Genomic DNA, 18,729 nt, shown 5'->3' with positions numbered 1-18,729 from the left:
TATTGATCACACCCCCGAACATCATCCGGGGGTGTGATCATCGGTATTCACTCTTCGCCGGTGAGCGTTTCGACTAGCTTGCTGATTTCCTCTACGTGCCACATGTCGGTGATTTTGCCATTCCGGACGGTGAAAATCTCGATCCCGGCAATATCAAAGCTGCGGGGTGTTTCGGTCGTTGGCATACCAAACAGATTGTTGGTGTTGGTTCCCTTGTAGCGCCAGTACACGATGGCCTTGTCGTCGCCCGAAGGCAAAACCATGACCAGGTCGTGCTTTGAATCCGGTGCCCCATCTGCCAACGCAGCGTAAGTGCCGACACCGCCGTCAACGTGCCCGCCCTCATGAGCGGCATCGTGATCAACGAAATCCTCTGCGTAATAACTGCGAAGTTCCTCTGAATTCATTGGTCGGGCATCTGCGACTTCGTAGAACTCGCGGATCGTTTTTACGGCATCGTTGGCATAGGCGGTTGTTGCGGCAGTCATCATCATTGCTCCGGACATTATCCAAGTTGTCAGTTTCAACATTTCATAGATCCTTTTCTTGCGAACTGATGGCTGCTAATTAAAGGGTAAATTCATTTCGTCTAGTACGCACTATTTTAGCTACTAGTATACTAAAGGGTACTGCAATCGGAGGCACCGCATGCGAACCGAAACAAAAGAACGCGTATTTCCGGAAGGTTACCTGACCTGTCCGGTGCGCCGCACTCTGAGTGTAATAAGCGGGAAGTGGACGCTGCTGATATTATATGAGCTGACGGATGGGCCTAAGCGCTTCAATGCGCTGAAGCGCGATCTGGCAGGTATCTCTCAGAGGTTGCTGACCGCTCAGTTGAAAGCGATGGCGGAAGACGGTCTGGTGCATCGTGAAGTTCTGGATGTCGTGCCGCCCCATGTCGAATATTCGCTGACCCCAAAGGGGCATAGTCTGGCCCCGGTGATCGAAGCCTTGGAACACTGGGGATTGGCTGAAATTGCGGCTGATTCAACTGACTGACAGAATTTTGCGCGTTCTGGGCGCGCTCATGCAAACCACACCTAACCGGGCCTAAAATTGTCGTGCAGGGCCCGATCAGGCGGTGGTTGCCCGTGGCCCCGTAAGCGAGGGCCACATGGCGATCAGGTACAGGCCGATGGCGCAGATCCACAGGCCGTCAGCCACCAGCATGGCGGTCAGGTAACCGGTGTCGAGCCCGGTGCCGAACCACCGGACGATTGCCGCCGCCGCCATCAGCCCATAGGCCAGAACCATTGGCTGTGGCGCCACCAATGCACGGCCGCTATGGCCCAGCGCGGCGCGGCTCATCACCGCAAGGGTCATGCCGCCGACGCATCCGATGCCCAGGACGTGCAGGGCGCCGATCTCGTTCCCGATTCCCAGCAGGGCAAGCCCCCACAGGATCAGGCCAAGGGCCAGCATGCCAAGTCCCAGATGCAGGGCGATCAGGATGGGCTGACGCATGGCCCAGCCTGCGCGCCAGCGCGACAGCCGCACAACTTGAAGGACGCCAAAGACCAGAGCCAGCGCTCCGGCCACCGGCCCGCTGCCAAGGACCAATATCGACAGCGGCAGCATCAGCGCGGTCACAAGGCTGGCTTTTTCCACTCGCGCGACGCTGACCGGCCATGCGGATTCAGGCTCACCCGCGCGCTTCATCGCGTTGCGGGTGAAGGCCGGAGTGATGCGCCCCCCCAAAACGGCAATCATCGAGCACAGGGTCAGCAGCCCCGCGCGCAAACCGGTGTTCAGCGTATCATCGGTCACGCCCATCCACTCCAGATGGGTCATGAGGTTGGCGATCCAGATGAAACCGAGAATCAGCAGAAAGACCATATTTTGGGGTTTTGGGCGGCGGATCAGCTGGCTGCCGATCTTGGCCGCCAGAATCGGGATGAAGGCCAGATCAAGCACCGCGACCAGCCACGGCGCAAGCGATGCGGAAAACCACATCGCGACCCGCCCCGCCAGCCACAGCCCGGCCGCCGTGGCGATGAACAGGGCACGCGCGTTCGGGGCGCCGGTCCAGTTGGGCACGGCAGTCAGAAAGAACCCGCCCAGCGCGGCCGCCGCGTATCCAAAGATCATCTCGTGCGCGTGCCACATTGGCGGGCTCATGGCGTAGGAAGAAGCCTGAGATGGGATCGCGCCGCTCTGCATCGCCAGCCACAGCCCCCAGGCCCCGCCCGCGAATAACCCGTAGAGCCCGGCGGACAGGAAAAAGACGCGAAACCCTTCACCCAGAACGCGCGTGGCAACAGTTGTCATGGATATCTCCTCTGCCTCGATGGCTGTGCGCGATCTGTGGTCGCGCCCTGTTCCAAGATCAGTAGCGGCACAGGAGGTCGCCATACTTAACCAAAATCAAGACGGCTGAAAAAAGATGACTGTCAAAAGCAGGATTTACAAAGCCCTGTGCGGGCCAAAGGACAGGTGATCGCATCACGTTTCCGAGAGCTTCGTTGACTTTGGTCAAGGCGCTTTCCGAGTGCAGGGCGCACTCTCTGCCCTGCCTCACCACGCATATGGAGAGTGATCATGTCACTTGGAATCAGCTACAACAAAACCGGCCGCGCATTTGGGGTTGGTTTGGCGATGCTGCTGGGCAGCGTCGCTGCACCGGCCTTTGCCGAAGAGCCAACACTGAGCGAGGAAGCCTTTGAGGCCTCCAAGCAGCTATATTTTGAACAATGTGCCGGTTGCCACGGTGTTCTGCGTAAGGGCGCCACCGGCAAGAACCTTGAACCCCATTGGAAAAAGACCGCAGACGATGGCACCGTCACCGAAGGCGGCACCCTGAAACTGGGACAGGAACGCCTTGAAAAGATCATCGCCTGGGGAACCGAAGGCGGGATGAACAACTTCTCGGACATCATGACCGAGCAGGAAATCAAGGACATGGCGACCTACATCATGATGGAGCCGCCAAAGCCGCCTGAGATGTCGCTGGATCAGATGATGGCGACCCGCAAGGTTTATGTGGAAGAGGCCGATTATCCGACCGAACCGCTGCATGGCCGTAACTGGGAAAACTTCTTTGTCGTCATCGAGCGTGATGTAGGCAAGGTGGCCGTGATCGACGGTGACACCAAAGAGGTGCTGACGCACATCCCGACCGGTTATGCCGTGCACGTTCTGAAGGCGTCCGAGCACCACAAGCTGGAAGAGCCCGAACAGCCCGGCCGCTTCTGGTACACGATGGGCCGCGACGGCAAGATGACCAAGATCGACCTGTGGCAAACACCGGACAAGATGTTGGTTTCCGAGGTCAAGATCGCCTATGACGCCCGCGACGTTGCCGTTTCCGGCGATGGCAAATACGTCATCGGTGGTGGTTACTGGCCGCCGCACTTCGCAATCGTTGACGCTCAGACCATGGAACCGGTCAAGGTCGTATCGACCCGCGGCGTGAACGTGGACGGGGACTATGTGGAAGAGGCCCGCGTGGCCGCGATCTACACCACGCCGAACGAACCCACATGGATCGTTGCCGTGAAGGAGCTGGGACAGCTGTGGCAGGTCGATTACACCGATCTGGACAACCTGCGGATCGACAAGATCGACAGTGCCAAGTTCCTGCATGACGGGTTCTTTGACCCGACAGGCCGTTACTTCCAGATCGCCGCAAACGCGTCGAACAAGATGGTGGTCGTCGATACCAAGACCCACAAGCTGGAAGCGATGATCGACACGGCCGCGCTGCCGCACCCCGGTCCGGGCGCCAACTGGAATGACCCGAATTGTGGCCCGGTGGCCGGTACGACTCACCTTGGTGTTGGTACCGTGACTGTCTGGGGTAATGACCCCGAGAACCGTCCGGACGATGCCTGGAAGGTCTGCTACGAAGTGGAAACCGACGGCCCCGGCCTGTTTGTCCGCACTCACCCGAATTCGGATTACATCTGGGCTGACCAGACCAAACATCCGGAGCCGGAAATTCAGCAGTCGGTTCAGGTCATCTCGAAGGAAACCGGTGAGATTGTGAAAACGATCCAGATCACCGAAGACGAAGGCAGTGCCGCCGTCCACTTCGAGTTCAACGCCGATGGCACCGAGGTCTGGGTTTCCAAGTGGAACCTGTCGGACTCGAAAGAGCCGAACGGTCAGATCGTGATCTTTGACGCCAAGACGCTGGAAGAGATCGGCCGTATCGAGGGGCTGTACGCACCAACCGGCAAGTTCAACGTCTACAACCGGTCGAACCACGTCACCTGACGGGATCGCAACCAAAACCTGAAAGGGCGGGCCCCTCGCCCGCCCTTTCTTCGTTTGCCCTTTGAGCCAATGCGCCGGCCTGACACGCCGCGCCAGTCAAGACAGCTAAAACGGAGCCCGGATATGACTTCCGAACCGGATAAAAAACCACCGATCTGGCGCCGGTATTTCCTGTGGGGAATGCCCGTGGCCGGTATCGCCGCGGCCTTTGTCGGCGGCATCATCTTCTGGGGCGGGTTCAACACCGCCATGGAAGCGACCAACACCAAGGATTTCTGTATCTCGTGCCACGAGATGCGCGATTTCGTCTATGAGGAATACACCGGCACGATCCACGACGTGAACCGTTCGGGCGTGGGCGCGGTCTGTTCTGACTGCCACGTGCCCAAGGACTGGACGCACAAGATGATCCGCAAGATCAAGGCGTCCAAAGAGCTGTACGGCAAGGTGGTCGGCACCATCAACACCCGCGAAAAGTTCGAAGCCAAGCGCGTGCATCTGGCGATGAACGAATGGGAGCGGATGAAAGCCACCGACTCGCGCGAATGCCGGAACTGTCACGATTTTGAATCGATGATGCCCGAGTTCCAGAAACCCCGCGCACGTCAGCAGCACCTGAACGCGATGGAGATCGGTCAGACCTGCATCGACTGTCACAAGGGGATCGCCCACTCGGATGCCCGTGACCGTGCTGACGAGGAATATCTGGAAGAACTTGAGGCGCCGAACCCCGCCTTCATCCGCCCGATCCCGCCGGAATACCTGGCCAGTCTTGCAAAGATCGAAGCCGAGGAAGCTGCCGAGGCCGAGGCTGAAAAAGCCGCCAAGCAGGCCCAGCAAGAAGCTGTTCAGGCCCAGATCGCAGCCGCTGTTGACGCAGCCGTTGCCGAAGAACGCGCCAACGCAAGCGGAGAAGAAGAGGCCGCAGCGCCCGCCGCAAGTGGTGGTGGCAGCGATGTCGGTGGCAACATCGACTGGAACGCCGTGGCAAGTGCGGATCTGAAACTGTTCTACCCCGGTCAGGCTTCGTTTGAATGGGTACAGAACGGCAAGTTCCATGGTGGCGCCCGTCCCCTGACCAAGGGTGGCGATCAGTGCTCGACCTGTCACGCCAAGGAACTGGATGCGATCGGCAACAAGATCGTGGCCGGTGGCGAGCTGGAACCGACGCCGATCCCCGGCAAGCGTGGTGTCATCGATGCGACCGTTCAGGCCGCGCATGACGACGAGAACCTGTACATTCGCATGCAATGGCCGGATGCGGGTCACAGCCCTGCCCCCTTCGTCGAAGGCGGCAAGATGGACCCCGACAACCAGATCAAGGTTGCCATGATGATCACCGGCACCGGCATCGAGTTGGGCGATCAGGTGGGTTGCTGGGCCTCGTGCCACGCCGACAACACCTATATGCCCTTCGCGCCCGAGGCCGATGCGATTGCCGCCAATGGTGATTTCACGGGCCGCATGAACACTCAGGACACGGTGACCAAATACATCAGCGAAAGCCGCACCGAGGTTGATACCAAGGGCCGCCGCGGTAAGCCGATGGGTGGTTGGGACAAGCTGGAGGCCGAAGCCCAAATCGAGCAGTACCTGGCCGACGGTACCTTCCTTGACCTGATGCGCGTCTATGCCGATGGCAGTGCCTCGAACGGTTATCTGCTGGAACAGCGCGTGGTCAACAACGGTGAAATCGCCGCCTCGGCCAACCTGTCGGGTGGCATGTGGACTGTCGTCTTCTCGCGGCCGCTGAATTCCGGTGCGCCAGGGGATGTGCCGCTGGAGCCCGGCCAGACCTACACGGTCGGGTTTGCGATCCACGACGACTTTGCCGCGGCAAGGTTCCACCATGTGACGCTGAACACCAGCCTCGCGCTGGATGACGACACCGCCAATATCAACGTGGTGAAACAGTAACGGACGGGGGCCGGATGATCCGGCCCCTGCCCTTTTTCGGACAGGAGAATTGGACCATGAGAACCCAAAACCTTCTTCCTGCTCTGCTGCTTATGGCATCACCGGCATTTGCTGCGGACGAAGACACTGCCGCAATCTGTGCCGAGGCGGAAGAGCGCTATGTCGAGATGTTCGGCCAGCCCTCTTCTGACGTCGAGGACGCGAAGGTGGTGCTGATGTACAAGTACAACTTTTGCCCCGCCGAACTGACGGTCAAGGCAGGAACCACGGTGCGCTGGGTCAACGTGGACAAGCGCACCAGCCACAGCGTGCTGCTGAAGGATGGCAGCGAACCCGAATCCGACCGGATTTTCCCCGAGGAAACAGTGGACATGACCTTCCTCACCCCCGGTCCGCAGGATTATCTGTGCGGACCGCACTGGGAGACGCAGAACATGATCGGAATGATCACAGTCGAACCCTGAGCCGAGGCAAAAATACAGGCAAGATCAAAGGGGCGCGGGCGCAAATCCCGCGCTCCTTAACTTATGTCAAGGAGGTTGGTTTGCGATTGCGCCAGTCTGCCCCCATGACACGCCCGGTTCCCCCAGCAACGTCCCATTTTAGCGCGTGGAAGCTGCCGAAGATCCGGGTTCCGAAGACATTCAGAACAAGCGAGTTTGCACATGAGCGGTAAGGTTTTTCTGATTGGCGCTGGCCCCGGCGACCCCGAGCTGATGACCCTGCGCGCCCTGCGTATGCTGCAAGAGGCGGATGTTGTGGTCTATGACCGTCTGGTCTCGGACGACATCCTTGCCATGCACGCCGAAGGTGCGCGGTTGATCCCGGTGGGCAAGGCCCCCAAATGCCACACCGTTCCGCAGGACCGCATAAACGAAATTCTTCTGGAGGAAGCACGCGCCGGTCACACCGTTGCGCGCCTGAAGGGTGGCGATCCGATGATATTTGGCCGCGGCTCGGAAGAGGCCGCCTATCTGTTGGAACATGACATCGCGGTAGAATATGCGCCAGGCATCACTGCGGCGCAGGGGGCATCCAGCTCGACCGGCGTGCCGCTGACCCATCGTGGGCTGGCGACCTCGGTTCAGTATGTCACCGGCCACCGGCAGGCGGACAAGATTCTGGATCTGGACTGGAAACGTCTGGCCGACCCGGACTCGACACTGGTGGTGTATATGGGCGTGGCCAATATCGGTCAGATCGCCATGGGCCTGATGACCGAGAATCTGCCCGGATCAACTCCCGTTCTTGCTGTGGGCAAGGCCACCACCCCGGACGAGCGCCGCCTCGTGTCGCGACTGGACCGGCTGGCCTCGGATGTGCGCGAGGCCGAACTGAAGGCGCCCACATTGTTCATCATCGGTCAGGTGGTTTCGCTGTATGCGGAACGGCCTGTGACCGAGTTGCTGGAGCAGGCTCATGGCTAGCATCTGTCAAACAAACAGCGGTCGCGCGGGCTGGCCTTCGCGGGCTGTTCTGACGACCGCCATCATGGTCGCGACCTCGGCCTTGGCCGCCGACGCGCTGGACCCCAACGCACTAAGGCGTCTTGTTCATCAGGATTGCGGGTCGTGCCACGGGCTGTCGCTGAAAGGCGGTCTTGGCCCGGACCTGCGCGCGGAAAACCTGAAACACTACGACGCGGATGTTCTGACCGGGGTGATCCTTGACGGTATTCCCGATACGGCCATGCCGCCCTGGCGGCCTTTGATTTCCGAAGAAGAGGCCGAATGGATCGCCCGTTACCTGCTGGAACCGGAGGCACAATGAAACATATCGTCCTTGGCCTTGTGGCAACATTGATGATGACCGCCGCGCATGGTGAACCCACCGCTACCGGCGATCTGGGGCTGGTGATCGAACGGGCGCAGGGCTCGGTCCTGCTGGTGGATCAGTCCGAGCGCGCAGCACTTGCGCGGATCGAGGGGCTGGGCGATCTGTCCCATGCCTCGCTGGTTTATTCCCCGGATGAACGGTTTGCCTATGTATTCGGTCGCGACGGCGGGCTGACCAAGATCGATATCGTGACCCGGCAGATCGTAAACCGGGTCGTGCAGGCAGGTAATGCCATCGGCGGTGCGATCTCGGACGATGGCAAGCTGGTGGCGGTGTCGAATTATGAGCCCGGCGGCGTGCGCGTCTTTGATGCCGATACGCTTGAGATGGTCGCGGACATCCCCACCGACAGCAAAACCATCGGCCTTGTCGATGCGCCGGGACGCCGGTTCGTTTTCACCATGTGGGACACGGGCGAGACCTGGATCGCCGATTTCGCCAGTGGCACGCCGGAGATCACCAAAATCCCCGATATGGGCAAAAACCCCTATGACGCGCTGATCACCGCCAATGGCCGGACCTATATCACCGGCCTGTTCGGCGAAGACGGGCTGACCGCGCTGGATTTGTGGTCCGAGAATCCCGAACCCATTCGGGTCCTGCCGGATTATGGGCGCGGGCAAGAGGAAATGCCCGTCTACAAGATGCCCCATCTTGAAGGCTGGGCATTGACGGGGCGCGAGTTCGTTTTGCCCGCCGTTGGCCATCACGAGGTTCTCTGGATCGACGCCGACACCCTGACCGAAACCGGACGGACCAAAACCCATGGCCAACCAGTCTTTGCCATGGCGCGGCCCGACGGGCGGCAGGTCTGGGTGAATTTCGCCCATCCGCTGAACGACACGATTCAGGTGATCGACTCAGTGAGCAAAGAAATCATCCACGAATTCAAACCCGGCCCTGCGGTGTTGCACATGGAGTTCACACCGCGCGGGCATGAGGTGTGGCTCAGCGTGCGCGATGCCAACAAGGTCATGGTCTACGACACGCAAACATTTGAGAAACTGCGCGAAATCGAGGCGGACAGTCCATCGGGCATATTTTTTACCGCCCGCGCGCACAGAACGGGATTGTGATTCATGTGCCATATTACCGACCCGATCGACCGTCGGCTGCTGGATGATTTCCAGCGCGATTTTCCGGTCGTTGAACGCCCGTTTCAGGTTCTGGCCTACACGCTGGGGCTGAGTGAGGACGATGTGCTGGACCGGCTGGCCCGGATGCGCGCGGCGGGGCGGATCACCCGTGTCGGCGCCACCATCGCGCCCGGAGCCGTCTCGGCCAGCACACTTGCTGCCGTCGCCGCACCCGAAGAGCGTATTGAAGAGATCGCGGCCCTGATCGATTCCGAGCCGGGCGTAAACCACAACTATCAGCGCGAAGATGCCTGGAACCTGTGGTTCGTGGCCACCGGGCCGGATCGCGCGCATGTGGATGATACCCTGTTGCGGATCGGGCAACGCACGGGGCTGCGGGTTCTGGACTTGCGGCTGGTGCGGCCCTTCAACGTGGATCTCGGGTTTCGCATGTCGGGCGGCACCCGGAGCGTCCCAAATGCGCGGAAAGTAGACCGCTCGGCCATGCAGCCGGGTGACCGTGATCTGTTGCAGGCGCTGAGCTCGGGTCTGCCACTGGTAGTCGATCCGTTCCTGGCGCTGGCCCGGTCGCTGGACCGCGACGGGGCCGAGGTTATGAAGCGTATCGATGTTCTGCATCGGGCGGGCATCATCTCGCGCCTTGGCGTCATCGTTCGCCACCGCGCTTTGGGATGGTCGGCCAATGCGATGGTGGTCTGGGATCTGCCTGCCGAGCAGATCGACCGCGCCGGGCCGGCGCTGGCTGCCCATCCGGGCGTGACGCTGTGTTACGAGCGCCGACCCATCGAGGGGGTCTGGCCATATCGCCTGTATTCCATGATCCATGCCCGTTCGCGCCCCGAAGCGCGCGAGGTTCTGGGCGAGGCTGCCAATCTGCCGGAACTGGCGGGGGCGCAGCACAAGGTGTTGTTCTCGACCCGCTGCTTCAAACAGACCGGCGCGCTGATCAAGCCCAAGGAGGTGGCTGCATGACACCACTGGATGCAACCGACCGCGCCATCCTGAACCGGATGCAGGATGATCTGCCGCTGACAGCACACCCCTATGCTGAGGTGGCCGTTGAGCTGGGAATAAGCGAGGACGATCTTCTGGAGCGGCTGGCGCGGATGAAAGAGGATCGGGTGATCACACGCTTTGGTCCCTTTTTCGACGCCGCGGCGATGGGAGGCGCGTTCTGCCTGTGCGCCATGGCGGTCCCTGCGGGGGAATTCGAATCCGTCCTGACCAAAGTCAATGCGCATCCGGAGGTCGCGCATAATTATGAACGTACGCACCGGTTGAACATGTGGTTCGTGCTGGCCACCGAAACGCCCGAGGGGATCGCGGCCACCGCCGATGCAATCGAACGGGAAACGGGGATTGAAGTTCTCCGTTTCCCCAAACTTCAGGAATTTTTCATCGGCTTCCGGGTGGCGGCATGATCGACGCAAGAGACAGGCAGATTATCGAGGCGCTGCAAGGCGGTTTGCCGCTGGTAGCTGCACCATATGCCGCTGTGGCCCAGGGCCTTGGCATGGACGAGGATGCCCTGCTGTTCCGGCTGGCCGAACTGAAATCGCGCGGTGTGATCCGTCGCATCGCTGCCGCACCGAACCATTACAAGCTGGGCATGACCTCGAACGGGATGACTGTCTGGGATGTGCAGGACGATCGCATAACCGAACTGGGCGCACAAATCGGCGCACTGCCCTTTGTCACCCATTGCTATGAACGCCCCCGCGCCCTGCCCGACTGGCCCTATAACCTGTTTGCCATGGTCCATGGTTCGGACCGGGACGAGGTCGAGGAAAAACGGGCCGAGATCACGGCCATTCTGGGCGATGCCTGCCGGGCCAAAGATATCCTTTATTCCACTCGCATCCTGAAAAAGACCGGGCTGCGCCTGAAAAAGAAAGGCTGAGACATGTTCCGCCTGACCGAATACATGCACCAACTGGTCGAGCCGACTCCGGTGCGCAAACGCCGCCCCGGACCGGTGAAACCCGTGGTGATCTGGAACCTGACACGGCGCTGCAACCTGAAATGCCGCCATTGTTACACCGTTTCGGCGGATGTGGCGTTTCCCGGCGAGCTCAGCCATGAGCAAGCCATGAAAACCCTTGAGGATCTGGGCCACTTTCGCGTCCCGGCCCTGATCCTCTCGGGTGGGGAACCGCTGGACCGGTCGGATTTCTTCGATATCGCCGGTCGTGCGCGGGAACTGGTGCCGATGCTGGCGCTATCGACCAATGGAACGAAAATCCATGGCGAAACTGCTGATCGGATTGCCGAAGTTGGTTTCAGCTATGTCGGAATTTCACTGGACGGGATCGGGGCCACGAATGACTGGTTCCGGGGTGTCGAAGGCGCCTTTGACGATGCCTTACGCGGCGTGCGGGAATGCAAGAAGCGCGGGATCAAGGTGGGGCTGCGGTTCTGCCTGACCGAAGGCACGCAGCATCACCTGCCCGATCTGCTGAAGCTGTGCGAAGATGAAGGGGTGGACAAGTTCTATCTGAGCCATCTGGTCTATGCCGGGCGCGGAGACAAGAACCGTGGCGAGGATGCCGAACATCAGCGCACCCGCAGGGGTATGGACCTGCTGCTGGAGCGGGCGTGGGAGGCGGCCTCGGGCGGGCGGCCTCTGGATATCGTGACGGGCAACAACGATGCTGATGCGGGGTATTTCCTGAACTGGGTTCGCGACAAGTTCGATGATGAGAAGGCCGCGCATGTGCGTGAACATCTGGCGGCGTGGGGCGGAAACTCCAGCGGGCTGGGTGTGGCCAATATCGACAATCTGGGCCGGGTGCATCCCGATACCTACTGGTCGGATTACACCGTGGGCAACGTCAAGACGACGCCGTTTTCCGAGCTCTGGACCGGGGAAGACCGGATGCTGTCCCTGTTGCGCACCCGTCCGCGCCCGCTGAAGGGGCGGTGCGGCGCCTGCCAGCTGAAGGATGTTTGCGGTGGCAACACCCGCATCCGGGCCTTGCAGGTGACCGGTGATCCGTGGGCCGAGGACCCGGCCTGTTATCTTTCGAACGAAGAAATTGGTGTGAACGATGCGGGGGAACGTCTGCAGGTCACGCCATTCCGGGGGAAAAGCCATGATCCGGCGCATCAGTTCTTTTGAAACCGTTTGCTCTGCTGGCCCGGCCGATACGCGGGTGGTGAGCGCGGGAGCCTCCGGCTGGAGTATTTTTGAAAAGATGAAGATGGGGGGGCTGGCCTGCCTACTTAGCGTAGGCGCAGCTTGGGCCGATGCGCCCTCGGATTACGCGGAACATTGTGCCTCTTGCCACGGTGAGAACCGTCTTGGCGGAGTTGGACCGGCGCTGATCCCTGAGACCTTGAAGCGGATGCGCGGGCCACGGGTGGCGGCGGTGATTGCCGACGGGCGGACGGCCACGCAGATGCCAGCCTTCTCCCATGAACTGGACGCCTTGCGGATCGAGGAACTGGCCGGTTGGCTGAAATCCCCGCTGGAAACCGATCCTGTTTGGAGTGAGGTCGAAATCATGGCCAGCCGCACGTTGGACGAAGGTTATGCACCTGTCGACGCCCCCGTCTGGGCCAGCGATCCGATGAATATCACGCTGGTGGTGGAAACCGGGGACCATCACGTTAGTGTCCTGGATGGTGACACGTTCGAGGTTCTGGACCGGTTCGAGACGCCGTTTGCCGTGCATGGCGGGCCAAAGTTCAGCCCCGACGGGCGGTATGTCTTTATCATGTCCCGCGATGGCTGGGTTCAGAAATACGACATCTGGGCGTTGAAGCAGGTTGGGCGGGTCCGGGCCGGGCTGAACAGCCGCAACATCGCCATGTCGGGGGATGGCAAATGGCTGGCTGTTGCGAACTACCTGCCGAACTCTCTGACACTGCTGTCTACGGACGATCTGGCGGTCGCCAAGGTTGTTGAAGTCAAGGGCAAGAAGGGCAAGCCCAGTCGGGTTTCCGCCGTGTATCAGGCGCCGCCGCGTGAAAGCTTTGTGCTGGCGCTGAAGGACGTGCCGGAAATCTGGGAGGTGTTTTACGGAGCGAATCCGCCTCAGTCCGGGTTGGGACATGACTTTCGTATCGAGGGGCAATTCAAGAACCCCGACCCCTTCCCGGTGCGCAAGATCACCACGCCCGACTATCTGGACGATTTCTTTTTCGACCAGAGCTATGAATACGTCATGGGCGCCTCTCGTGACGGCAAGGGCGGTCAAGTCATCGATCTGGTCATTGGCCAGAAAGTGGCCGATCTGGATCTGCCGGGGATGCCGCATCTGGGGTCGGGTATCACCTGGAAACGTGGTGAAACGACTGTGATGGCGACACCGCATCTGACGGACGGAACCGTGTCGGTCATCGACATGGGCACGTGGGAAACGGTGAAGCGGATCACGACCGAGGGCCCGGGTTTCTTCATGCGAAGCCACGAGAATTCGCCTTATGTCTGGGCAGACGTCTTCTTTGGCCCGAACAAGGACGCCATGCATGTGATCGACAAGGAAAGCCTTGAGATCGTCAAGACGTTGCGCCCAGCCCCCGGCAAGACCGTGGCGCATGTGGAGTTCACCCGCGATGGCAACCGTGCGCTGGTGTCGATCTGGGAGGATGACGGCGCGGTGATCATCTATGATGCGCAAACGCTGGAGGAAATCCGGCGGCTACCGATGCGCAAACCTTCGGGGAAATACAATGTCTGGAACAAAATCACCTTCTCGGAAGGCACCAGCCACTGAAGGGCGGTGGCCAGTCTGGAAACTGGCCATCCTTCTGTACCCGGCGTCGGCGCTGACCGTGGCGATCAATCTGTTTCTTGTCGGGCTTATCGCCCATAGCGCTGGGTTCGGGGCAATCCGGCCAGTGCCTGCGATCCTGTGGTCAATCCCGCTGGGCATCCCGGCGGCATGGCTGGCCGGGCGCTGGCTGCGCGGGCTGATGGACGAAGCGGACGGTTAGGCGCGAGGGAACTCAAGGGCCGACCGGTCAGACCGGAGACAAAGAGGCCTTGCCACCCCGATCCCTGCGTTTGATCAGCGGACGCCCGGCGAATGCGAAAAACAAGCAGGATACGGAAATGCCAAAAATTGCGGGCAAATAAAGCAATATCCAAAGGTTCGGGCGGTCGATTACGATCGATGCCACAAATCCGCGTACACCTTCGAGCACAACCAGTATCGTGAAGGCCGCCAGAATTTGCGGCCACAGACCAAAGCGGGAAAAGCTGCCAAGCATCAGCGTCGAATAGCCAACCAGTGCAACGGCGATGCAGATGGCAATCCAGGAAAACCGCTGGTGCAATTCCTCGATCAGTTCACCCTGGCTGAACTTGTCAGCCTCGGCCACTGCCGCGCGATCCCAGATGAGTTCGGATGTCGGGATGGCTTCGAGGCTGCGTGTGTGACCGTCGTCGCTGTCGGTCAGCTCGGAAATGTCGAATGTAACATCCTCGAACAGGGTTGAAGACAGGGTTCTTCCCTCGCGGTCGAGGCGCAGCGCGACGCCATCCAGCATAACCAGATTATAGCCCGTGTCGCTGTTGACCAGATAGGCGGTTGTTCCGGAATAGTTGACCGGGTGCAGCTTGTCGCGCCCATCCGAGACGAAAACGTCGTGCAGAGTTCCATCCAGATCTATGCTGCTGATATAGACGGTAACGCCTGGCGTCGGGTGCAGAAACTCGCCCTCGTTCAGCAGTTGGGCGGTGACATCTCCGGCGACTTCGGCCTGTCGCTGCTCAAGTTGCAGAACCGACGCCGGCCGCAGATAGACGCTGATGACAGCCATCATCAACCCGGAAAAGAGGCCGAACAGGAACACCGCGCGGGCCAGCCGCAAAGGGCTGCTGCCGGTTGCCAGCATCACCGTCAATTCGCTTTCTCGGCTCAGTCGGTTGGTCGCATAAACAGCTGCCGCGAACACCGCCATCGGCATGACGGTTCGGATCAGCGTCGGCAGGGTCAATGCAGTGAATTCGAGAAACACCATCGCGGACTGGCCACCGCTGATGACATGGTCGAACAGGCTGACCGACCGGGTGATCCAGAACACGCCTACCAGAACCAGTGTGAAAAATCCGAACAGAACAAGCAGCTGCCGCAGGAAGTATCCATCGAAACGCGACATGTGACTCCATCCGGTCGCCAGGGTTTCCGCGGATGTTATGCCATTCGAACCCGGGAGGAAACCGCGATTGCACGGCAGAAGCGAAACATAAGAAATATGTTGAGTGCCATTTTGACAAGGAAACGGGCTGGTAAGGAAACGGACCGGATCAGCATGTTGGCGATTGATCTTGATGGCAGGGGCAGCAGGGTTCGAACCCGCGACCTACGGTTTTGGAGACCGTCGCTCTACCAACTGAGCTATACCCCTGTATCGAGCATCCAGATATGCCAGCCGCGCGGCGGACTCAAGAGGCTTTTTCGATTTTACCCACAGTTCTGTTACAGACAAACCGATTGCACGCGACGCCAAGTCGGGTATGACTTTGCCCGGCCAGCAGGAGGACGCCGCCAGTGAATTTGCGCAAGAGAATCGCAAACAGCGAAACCGCTCTGAACTGGTTCGCGCGGCGCATTGCGAGCTATATCCGCATGGTGCATCGAAATACCAAGTGGCAACGCATCGGATACGAGGAACTGGATCAGCTGGCCGAACAGGGTGAACCGGTCATCGTGGTGCTGTGGCACCAGCGTCTGGCCCAGTCGCCCTATTTCTTTCCGCTGGACAAGGGCCGCATCTGTTCCATCACCTCAGCCGCGCGCGCAGGCAGCATGGTTGGACGGGTTCAGCAGCAATTCGGCATGGATACAATTGCCATGTCCAGCCACAAGCGGCACGTTGCCCTGTCGCGCGAAGTGCTGGGCAAGATGAAGCAGGGAATATCGATCGGTATCGCAGCCGACGGGCCGCGCGGGCCCGAGCGGGTGTCATCGACCGTGCCACTGATCTGGGCACGCACCTCGGGCAAACGGGTGTTCGGCATCACTTATTCCGCCCGCCACGGCCGAGAAGCCGGGACATGGGATCGCCTGCTAATGCCGAGGCCCTGGCGGAATGAGGGCGTATTTCTATGCCGCGAATGGACCGACCCCGTTCCTCGCAAGGCCAGCGAAGACCAGATCGAGGAACTACGGCAGAGCCTTGAACGGCACATGAACGACATCACGGCCGAGGCCGACCGGATGGTGGGACGCGAACCGTGGCGGGGCGGTCAGGCAAACTGACCCCGCGCAACGGCCTCTCTCAGAACCAGATCTTGAAGTTCAACGACCCTACGACCTGCCCTTCGGGCTGCGGATCGAATTCGCGGCTCAGATACGTCGCGCCGTAAAAGAAGGTTCCGTATTTCGCCTCCCAGTTCAGGCCAAGCCGGGCGCGGTAGCGTTCATGCTTGAGGCTGACGGTACCTGAATTCGGAATATAGGCGCTGTCGGCCACATAGGCCGCATCGACGCCGAACACGGCGCTGAACCCTTTCGGGCTTTTGCGCATGGTGCGATAGCGCTGCCCGGTGATTTTGTCGCGCACCAGCAGCTCCGAGCGGCCCATCTGACCAAACACCAGATCGAATCCTACGCGGGCCAGCGTTTCGTCACCTGCACGAAGAGAGGCAAAAGGGCGAATACGCGTGGAACGCCCCAATTCCCATTCGCGTCCAACCTCTGCAATTGCAGTCGGATAAAAGCCGTTGGGGATCTGATCATCCAGAACCGCCTGCGATGGGGGCGTGCTGCCGATCAGCTTGTGAAACTCGGTCTGGAGGCTGTCGACGCCGGTCTGAGGACCGACCGCCACAAGTTCGGCGCCCAGCGTGTATTCTGCCTGACGTCTTTGAAAATGCGTGAATGCACCCAGTGACAGAATACCTGCATACTGCCTGTCCGTAGCACTGGGCGTAATCAGGTCCTCGGGTGAGATCATCTGAGTATAGGCTCGGATTTCGATCACGTCTCCGAATGCCTCGGGCAATTCCCCGTTCCATCCGCGCGCTAGAACCCAGGACAGGTTCAGGGACGAGGTCTGCCAGCGGTCGTGATCGTCACCGATCAGATCATCGCTGAACATCCAGCCAAAGCCCACCAACTCGTGCTTTGTCGGTTTGGTCTGATCCGGCACAATCGTGTTCGACTGCGCAAAAAGCAGTTGTGGAATGCACAGCAAAATGGCTGCCAGAAAATTTTTCATGGTTCAGTCCCGGTTCCTGTCTGCTTCAGGTAAGTTGTTCGTCCTGCCTTAATCTTTGAAAAACTGTAGGAAATAGAATCTCTTGCAGCAATAACGGCAACAATCCGCACAATGGGTCGATACCAAAAAGCAACATTTTCGGGGCCGATGACCAAGCGAGCGCAGGAATGGCAATTTCGGTGCGCAAACTACATCGATTATGTGCAGACGTTGATAACGCGTCCGGCGTCACACCCAGAATGTCAGCGCCAGCGGCAATACCACAAGGGTTGCAAGTGTCGAAACCAGAATGAACCCCGCCACATCCGGGGCTTTTTCCGGAAGATACTGATCGGCGAACAGATAGTTGGCCACGGATGACGGCATCAGGCAGCACAAAATCACCACGCCCCGCTCGGTTCCCGTAAATCCGAACAGTTGCGTCACCGCCAGTGCGACCGACGCCGCGATAATCAGGTGGATTGCGGTAAGCAGGCTGGCCTGCCGAACATCTCCGATCTTGAACGAGGCAAGGGTGTGCCCCATCGTCAGCAGCAGCAAAGGAATCGCAAGCCCGCCGAGAATATTAAAGCTCGCCGCCACCGGCTTGGGCAGAGATGTATCCGTCATCACCAATCCCAAAGCGATTAGGGCGGCGTAGATGACCGGAGAGGTCAGCACCGCCTTCAGCGAAACGGAACGGGAGGGAATCCAGATGCCGACCGTGAACATGCTGAGCAGGATGACAACGACGAATCCCATCGCATAGGCCATGCCCGCATCCCCGAACGCGAGCAGGGTCACCGGCAAGCCGATGCTGCCGACATTGCCGTGCGTCAACGGCCCCAGAAACGCCGGAATGGAATAGCCCAGCAATCGCAGGGCCAGCAGGCTGAAAATGGCCAGTCCCGCGACCGCCATCGCCGCCGCGGCGATCACGGTTAAAAACGTGGGACCATCGATCTGGGCTGTCGAGATATGAGAGATGACCAGAGTGGGAAACCCGACACGCGATATGAGGTCGTTCACCACCTTGTTGTCAAAGGGTGCCTTGATCAGGGCCAGAACATAACCAACGCCGACACAGAGCAGTACCGGCAGAATGATGTTGAAGACATTCAGGAAAATGTGTTCGAGGTGAGTCGTCATCACTGTTCGGTCGTTCTCCGTTCGGGTTCCCTGACTTCCGAGCGTGCAAGCCCAGAGCAAAGTTTGGGTTTCTCAAGCGATGGCCCACTGTAACGACCATAATGAGACAAATAACGGAAACTGAACACAAAAAAAGGGCGCCCCTGGGGGCGCCCTTTCTGTCTGATCATTCGCTTGCGCGAATTATTCGACGATTTTCGACACAACGCCGGCGCCGACGGTGCGGCCGCCTTCGCGGATCGCGAAGCGCAGACCGTTTTCCATCGCGATCGGTGCGATCAGTTCAACTTCGAACGACACGTTGTCGCCGGGCATGACCATCTCGGTGCCAGCCGCCAGCGTCACGGTGCCGGTCACGTCAGTC

General features: G+C 59.8%; 20 protein-coding genes and 1 tRNA gene. 14 read left to right on the top strand and 7 right to left on the bottom strand.

Going from position 1 to position 18,729, the window contains the following annotated elements; translation table 11 throughout:
• Window positions 1–47: 47 nt before the first annotated feature.
• Window positions 48–530: an ester cyclase gene (locus ACR0NW_RS14755; protein WP_480791881.1), complete on the bottom strand. Its 483-nt coding sequence runs from the start codon at window positions 528–530 to the stop codon at window positions 48–50.
• Window positions 531–648: 118 nt separating this feature from the next.
• Here ACR0NW_RS14755 and ACR0NW_RS14750 point away from each other — a divergent pair, with 118 nt between their 5' ends.
• The gene (locus ACR0NW_RS14750; protein ID WP_480451282.1) at window positions 649–1,002 is read left to right on the top strand and encodes a winged helix-turn-helix transcriptional regulator; all 354 of its coding nucleotides are present in this window, start codon (window positions 649–651) and stop codon (window positions 1,000–1,002) included.
• Between the two features lie 75 nt (window positions 1,003–1,077).
• Here the strand turns inward: ACR0NW_RS14750 and ACR0NW_RS14745 are convergent, their stop codons facing one another.
• A complete protein-coding gene (locus tag ACR0NW_RS14745) occupies window positions 1,078–2,271 on the bottom strand; it encodes an NnrS family protein (RefSeq protein ID WP_480451284.1) in 1,194 nt (397 codons plus the stop codon).
• Between the two features lie 270 nt (window positions 2,272–2,541).
• On the opposite strand from ACR0NW_RS14745, the gene ACR0NW_RS14740 reads away from it, so the two are divergent.
• The 12 genes from ACR0NW_RS14740 (at window position 2,542) to ACR0NW_RS14685 (ending at window position 14,006) form a co-directional block, all read left to right on the top strand.
• A complete protein-coding gene (locus tag ACR0NW_RS14740; protein WP_480451285.1) occupies window positions 2,542–4,218 on the top strand; it encodes a cytochrome D1 domain-containing protein in 1,677 nt (558 codons plus the stop codon).
• Window positions 4,219–4,341: 123 nt separating this feature from the next.
• Window positions 4,342–6,135: a NapC/NirT family cytochrome c gene (locus ACR0NW_RS14735; RefSeq protein ID WP_480451287.1), complete on the top strand. Its 1,794-nt coding sequence runs from the start codon at window positions 4,342–4,344 to the stop codon at window positions 6,133–6,135.
• A gap of 56 nt (window positions 6,136–6,191) precedes the next feature.
• Window positions 6,192–6,599, top strand: a complete 408-nt coding sequence (locus ACR0NW_RS14730) for a cupredoxin domain-containing protein (RefSeq protein ID WP_480451289.1) — start codon at window positions 6,192–6,194, stop codon at window positions 6,597–6,599.
• A 201-nt stretch (window positions 6,600–6,800) separates the two neighbouring features.
• A complete protein-coding gene (gene cobA / locus ACR0NW_RS14725) occupies window positions 6,801–7,562 on the top strand; it encodes a uroporphyrinogen-III C-methyltransferase (RefSeq protein ID WP_480451290.1) in 762 nt (253 codons plus the stop codon).
• Window positions 7,555–7,905 (top strand): c-type cytochrome, encoded by a 351-nt coding sequence (locus ACR0NW_RS14720; RefSeq protein WP_480451291.1) that lies wholly within the window; start codon window positions 7,555–7,557, stop codon window positions 7,903–7,905. Before cobA ends, ACR0NW_RS14720 begins: the two co-directional genes overlap by 8 nt.
• Window positions 7,902–9,047 (top strand): cytochrome D1 domain-containing protein, encoded by a 1,146-nt coding sequence (locus ACR0NW_RS14715; RefSeq protein ID WP_480451292.1) that lies wholly within the window; start codon window positions 7,902–7,904, stop codon window positions 9,045–9,047. Before ACR0NW_RS14720 ends, ACR0NW_RS14715 begins: the two co-directional genes overlap by 4 nt.
• Window positions 9,048–9,050: 3 nt before the next feature.
• Window positions 9,051–10,040, top strand: a complete 990-nt coding sequence (gene ahbB / locus ACR0NW_RS14710) for a siroheme decarboxylase subunit beta (RefSeq protein ID WP_480451293.1) — start codon at window positions 9,051–9,053, stop codon at window positions 10,038–10,040.
• The gene (locus ACR0NW_RS14705) at window positions 10,037–10,489 is read left to right on the top strand and encodes an Lrp/AsnC family transcriptional regulator (RefSeq protein WP_480451295.1); all 453 of its coding nucleotides are present in this window, start codon (window positions 10,037–10,039) and stop codon (window positions 10,487–10,489) included. Before ahbB (ACR0NW_RS14710) ends, ACR0NW_RS14705 begins: the two co-directional genes overlap by 4 nt.
• On the top strand, window positions 10,486–10,968 hold the full coding sequence (gene ahbB / locus ACR0NW_RS14700; RefSeq protein WP_480451296.1) for a siroheme decarboxylase subunit beta: 483 nt from the start codon (window positions 10,486–10,488) through the stop codon (window positions 10,966–10,968). Before ACR0NW_RS14705 ends, ahbB (ACR0NW_RS14700) begins: the two co-directional genes overlap by 4 nt.
• A 3-nt stretch (window positions 10,969–10,971) precedes the next feature.
• The gene (gene nirJ, locus ACR0NW_RS14695) at window positions 10,972–12,186 is read left to right on the top strand and encodes a heme d1 biosynthesis radical SAM protein NirJ (RefSeq protein WP_480451297.1); all 1,215 of its coding nucleotides are present in this window, start codon (window positions 10,972–10,974) and stop codon (window positions 12,184–12,186) included.
• Between the two features lie 82 nt (window positions 12,187–12,268).
• Window positions 12,269–13,786 (top strand): cytochrome D1 domain-containing protein, encoded by a 1,518-nt coding sequence (locus ACR0NW_RS14690; protein ID WP_480451316.1) that lies wholly within the window; start codon window positions 12,269–12,271, stop codon window positions 13,784–13,786.
• A complete protein-coding gene (locus ACR0NW_RS14685; RefSeq protein ID WP_480791880.1) occupies window positions 13,743–14,006 on the top strand; it encodes a hypothetical protein in 264 nt (87 codons plus the stop codon). The genes ACR0NW_RS14690 and ACR0NW_RS14685 overlap by 44 nt, the downstream gene beginning before the upstream one ends.
• 27 nt (window positions 14,007–14,033) lie before the next feature.
• On the opposite strand, the gene lptF is transcribed toward ACR0NW_RS14685, so the two are convergent.
• Window positions 14,034–15,173 carry an LPS export ABC transporter permease LptF gene (gene lptF, locus ACR0NW_RS14680; protein WP_480451300.1) on the bottom strand — a complete coding sequence of 380 codons (1,140 nt, stop codon included), beginning with the start codon at window positions 15,171–15,173 and terminating at the stop codon, window positions 14,034–14,036.
• Window positions 15,174–15,346: 173 nt separating this feature from the next.
• Window positions 15,347–15,422: transfer RNA gene (locus tag ACR0NW_RS14675), tRNA-Trp, on the bottom strand.
• A 143-nt stretch (window positions 15,423–15,565) separates the two neighbouring features.
• Between ACR0NW_RS14675 and ACR0NW_RS14670 the strand changes: the two genes are divergently transcribed.
• A complete protein-coding gene (locus tag ACR0NW_RS14670; RefSeq protein ID WP_480451302.1) occupies window positions 15,566–16,276 on the top strand; it encodes a lysophospholipid acyltransferase family protein in 711 nt (236 codons plus the stop codon).
• A 19-nt stretch (window positions 16,277–16,295) separates the two neighbouring features.
• Here ACR0NW_RS14670 and ACR0NW_RS14665 read toward each other — a convergent pair whose 3' ends face one another.
• From ACR0NW_RS14665 to ACR0NW_RS14655, 3 genes are all read right to left on the bottom strand, one after another.
• Window positions 16,296–17,237 (bottom strand): lipid A-modifier LpxR family protein, encoded by a 942-nt coding sequence (locus tag ACR0NW_RS14665; protein WP_480451303.1) that lies wholly within the window; start codon window positions 17,235–17,237, stop codon window positions 16,296–16,298.
• Between the two features lie 228 nt (window positions 17,238–17,465).
• Window positions 17,466–18,365, bottom strand: a complete 900-nt coding sequence (locus tag ACR0NW_RS14660; RefSeq protein WP_480451305.1) for an AEC family transporter — start codon at window positions 18,363–18,365, stop codon at window positions 17,466–17,468.
• A gap of 183 nt (window positions 18,366–18,548) precedes the next feature.
• On the bottom strand, window positions 18,549–18,729 hold a 181-nt coding region (locus ACR0NW_RS14655; protein WP_480791879.1), incomplete at its 5' end, for an EF-Tu C-terminal domain-related protein.

The sequence above is a fragment of the Ruegeria sp. CF5 genome (genome assembly GCF_056537325.1).
Note: the sequence above shows the minus strand (reverse complement) of the source record. Positions and strands in the feature narration are given on the sequence as shown.

What these genes read in the sequence shown, in the direction of transcription:
- ACR0NW_RS14755 (WP_480791881.1), bottom strand. Translation starts at nt 530, where the DNA reads ATGTTGAAACTGACAACTTGGATAATGTCCGGAGCAATGATGATGACT.
- ACR0NW_RS14750 (WP_480451282.1), top strand. Translation starts at nt 649, where the DNA reads ATGCGAACCGAAACAAAAGAACGCGTATTTCCGGAAGGTTACCTGACC.
- ACR0NW_RS14745 (WP_480451284.1), bottom strand. Translation starts at nt 2,271, where the DNA reads ATGACAACTGTTGCCACGCGCGTTCTGGGTGAAGGGTTTCGCGTCTTT.
- ACR0NW_RS14740 (WP_480451285.1), top strand. Translation starts at nt 2,542, where the DNA reads ATGTCACTTGGAATCAGCTACAACAAAACCGGCCGCGCATTTGGGGTT.
- ACR0NW_RS14735 (WP_480451287.1), top strand. Translation starts at nt 4,342, where the DNA reads ATGACTTCCGAACCGGATAAAAAACCACCGATCTGGCGCCGGTATTTC.
- ACR0NW_RS14730 (WP_480451289.1), top strand. Translation starts at nt 6,192, where the DNA reads ATGAGAACCCAAAACCTTCTTCCTGCTCTGCTGCTTATGGCATCACCG.
- cobA (WP_480451290.1), top strand. Translation starts at nt 6,801, where the DNA reads ATGAGCGGTAAGGTTTTTCTGATTGGCGCTGGCCCCGGCGACCCCGAG.
- ACR0NW_RS14720 (WP_480451291.1), top strand. Translation starts at nt 7,555, where the DNA reads ATGGCTAGCATCTGTCAAACAAACAGCGGTCGCGCGGGCTGGCCTTCG.
- ACR0NW_RS14715 (WP_480451292.1), top strand. Translation starts at nt 7,902, where the DNA reads ATGAAACATATCGTCCTTGGCCTTGTGGCAACATTGATGATGACCGCC.
- ahbB (WP_480451293.1), top strand. Translation starts at nt 9,051, where the DNA reads ATGTGCCATATTACCGACCCGATCGACCGTCGGCTGCTGGATGATTTC.
- ACR0NW_RS14705 (WP_480451295.1), top strand. Translation starts at nt 10,037, where the DNA reads ATGACACCACTGGATGCAACCGACCGCGCCATCCTGAACCGGATGCAG.
- ahbB (WP_480451296.1), top strand. Translation starts at nt 10,486, where the DNA reads ATGATCGACGCAAGAGACAGGCAGATTATCGAGGCGCTGCAAGGCGGT.
- nirJ (WP_480451297.1), top strand. Translation starts at nt 10,972, where the DNA reads ATGTTCCGCCTGACCGAATACATGCACCAACTGGTCGAGCCGACTCCG.
- ACR0NW_RS14690 (WP_480451316.1), top strand. Translation starts at nt 12,269, where the DNA reads ATGGGGGGGCTGGCCTGCCTACTTAGCGTAGGCGCAGCTTGGGCCGAT.
- ACR0NW_RS14685 (WP_480791880.1), top strand. Translation starts at nt 13,743, where the DNA reads ATGTCTGGAACAAAATCACCTTCTCGGAAGGCACCAGCCACTGAAGGG.
- lptF (WP_480451300.1), bottom strand. Translation starts at nt 15,173, where the DNA reads ATGTCGCGTTTCGATGGATACTTCCTGCGGCAGCTGCTTGTTCTGTTC.
- ACR0NW_RS14665 (WP_480451303.1), bottom strand. Translation starts at nt 17,237, where the DNA reads ATGAAAAATTTTCTGGCAGCCATTTTGCTGTGCATTCCACAACTGCTT.
- ACR0NW_RS14660 (WP_480451305.1), bottom strand. Translation starts at nt 18,365, where the DNA reads ATGACGACTCACCTCGAACACATTTTCCTGAATGTCTTCAACATCATT.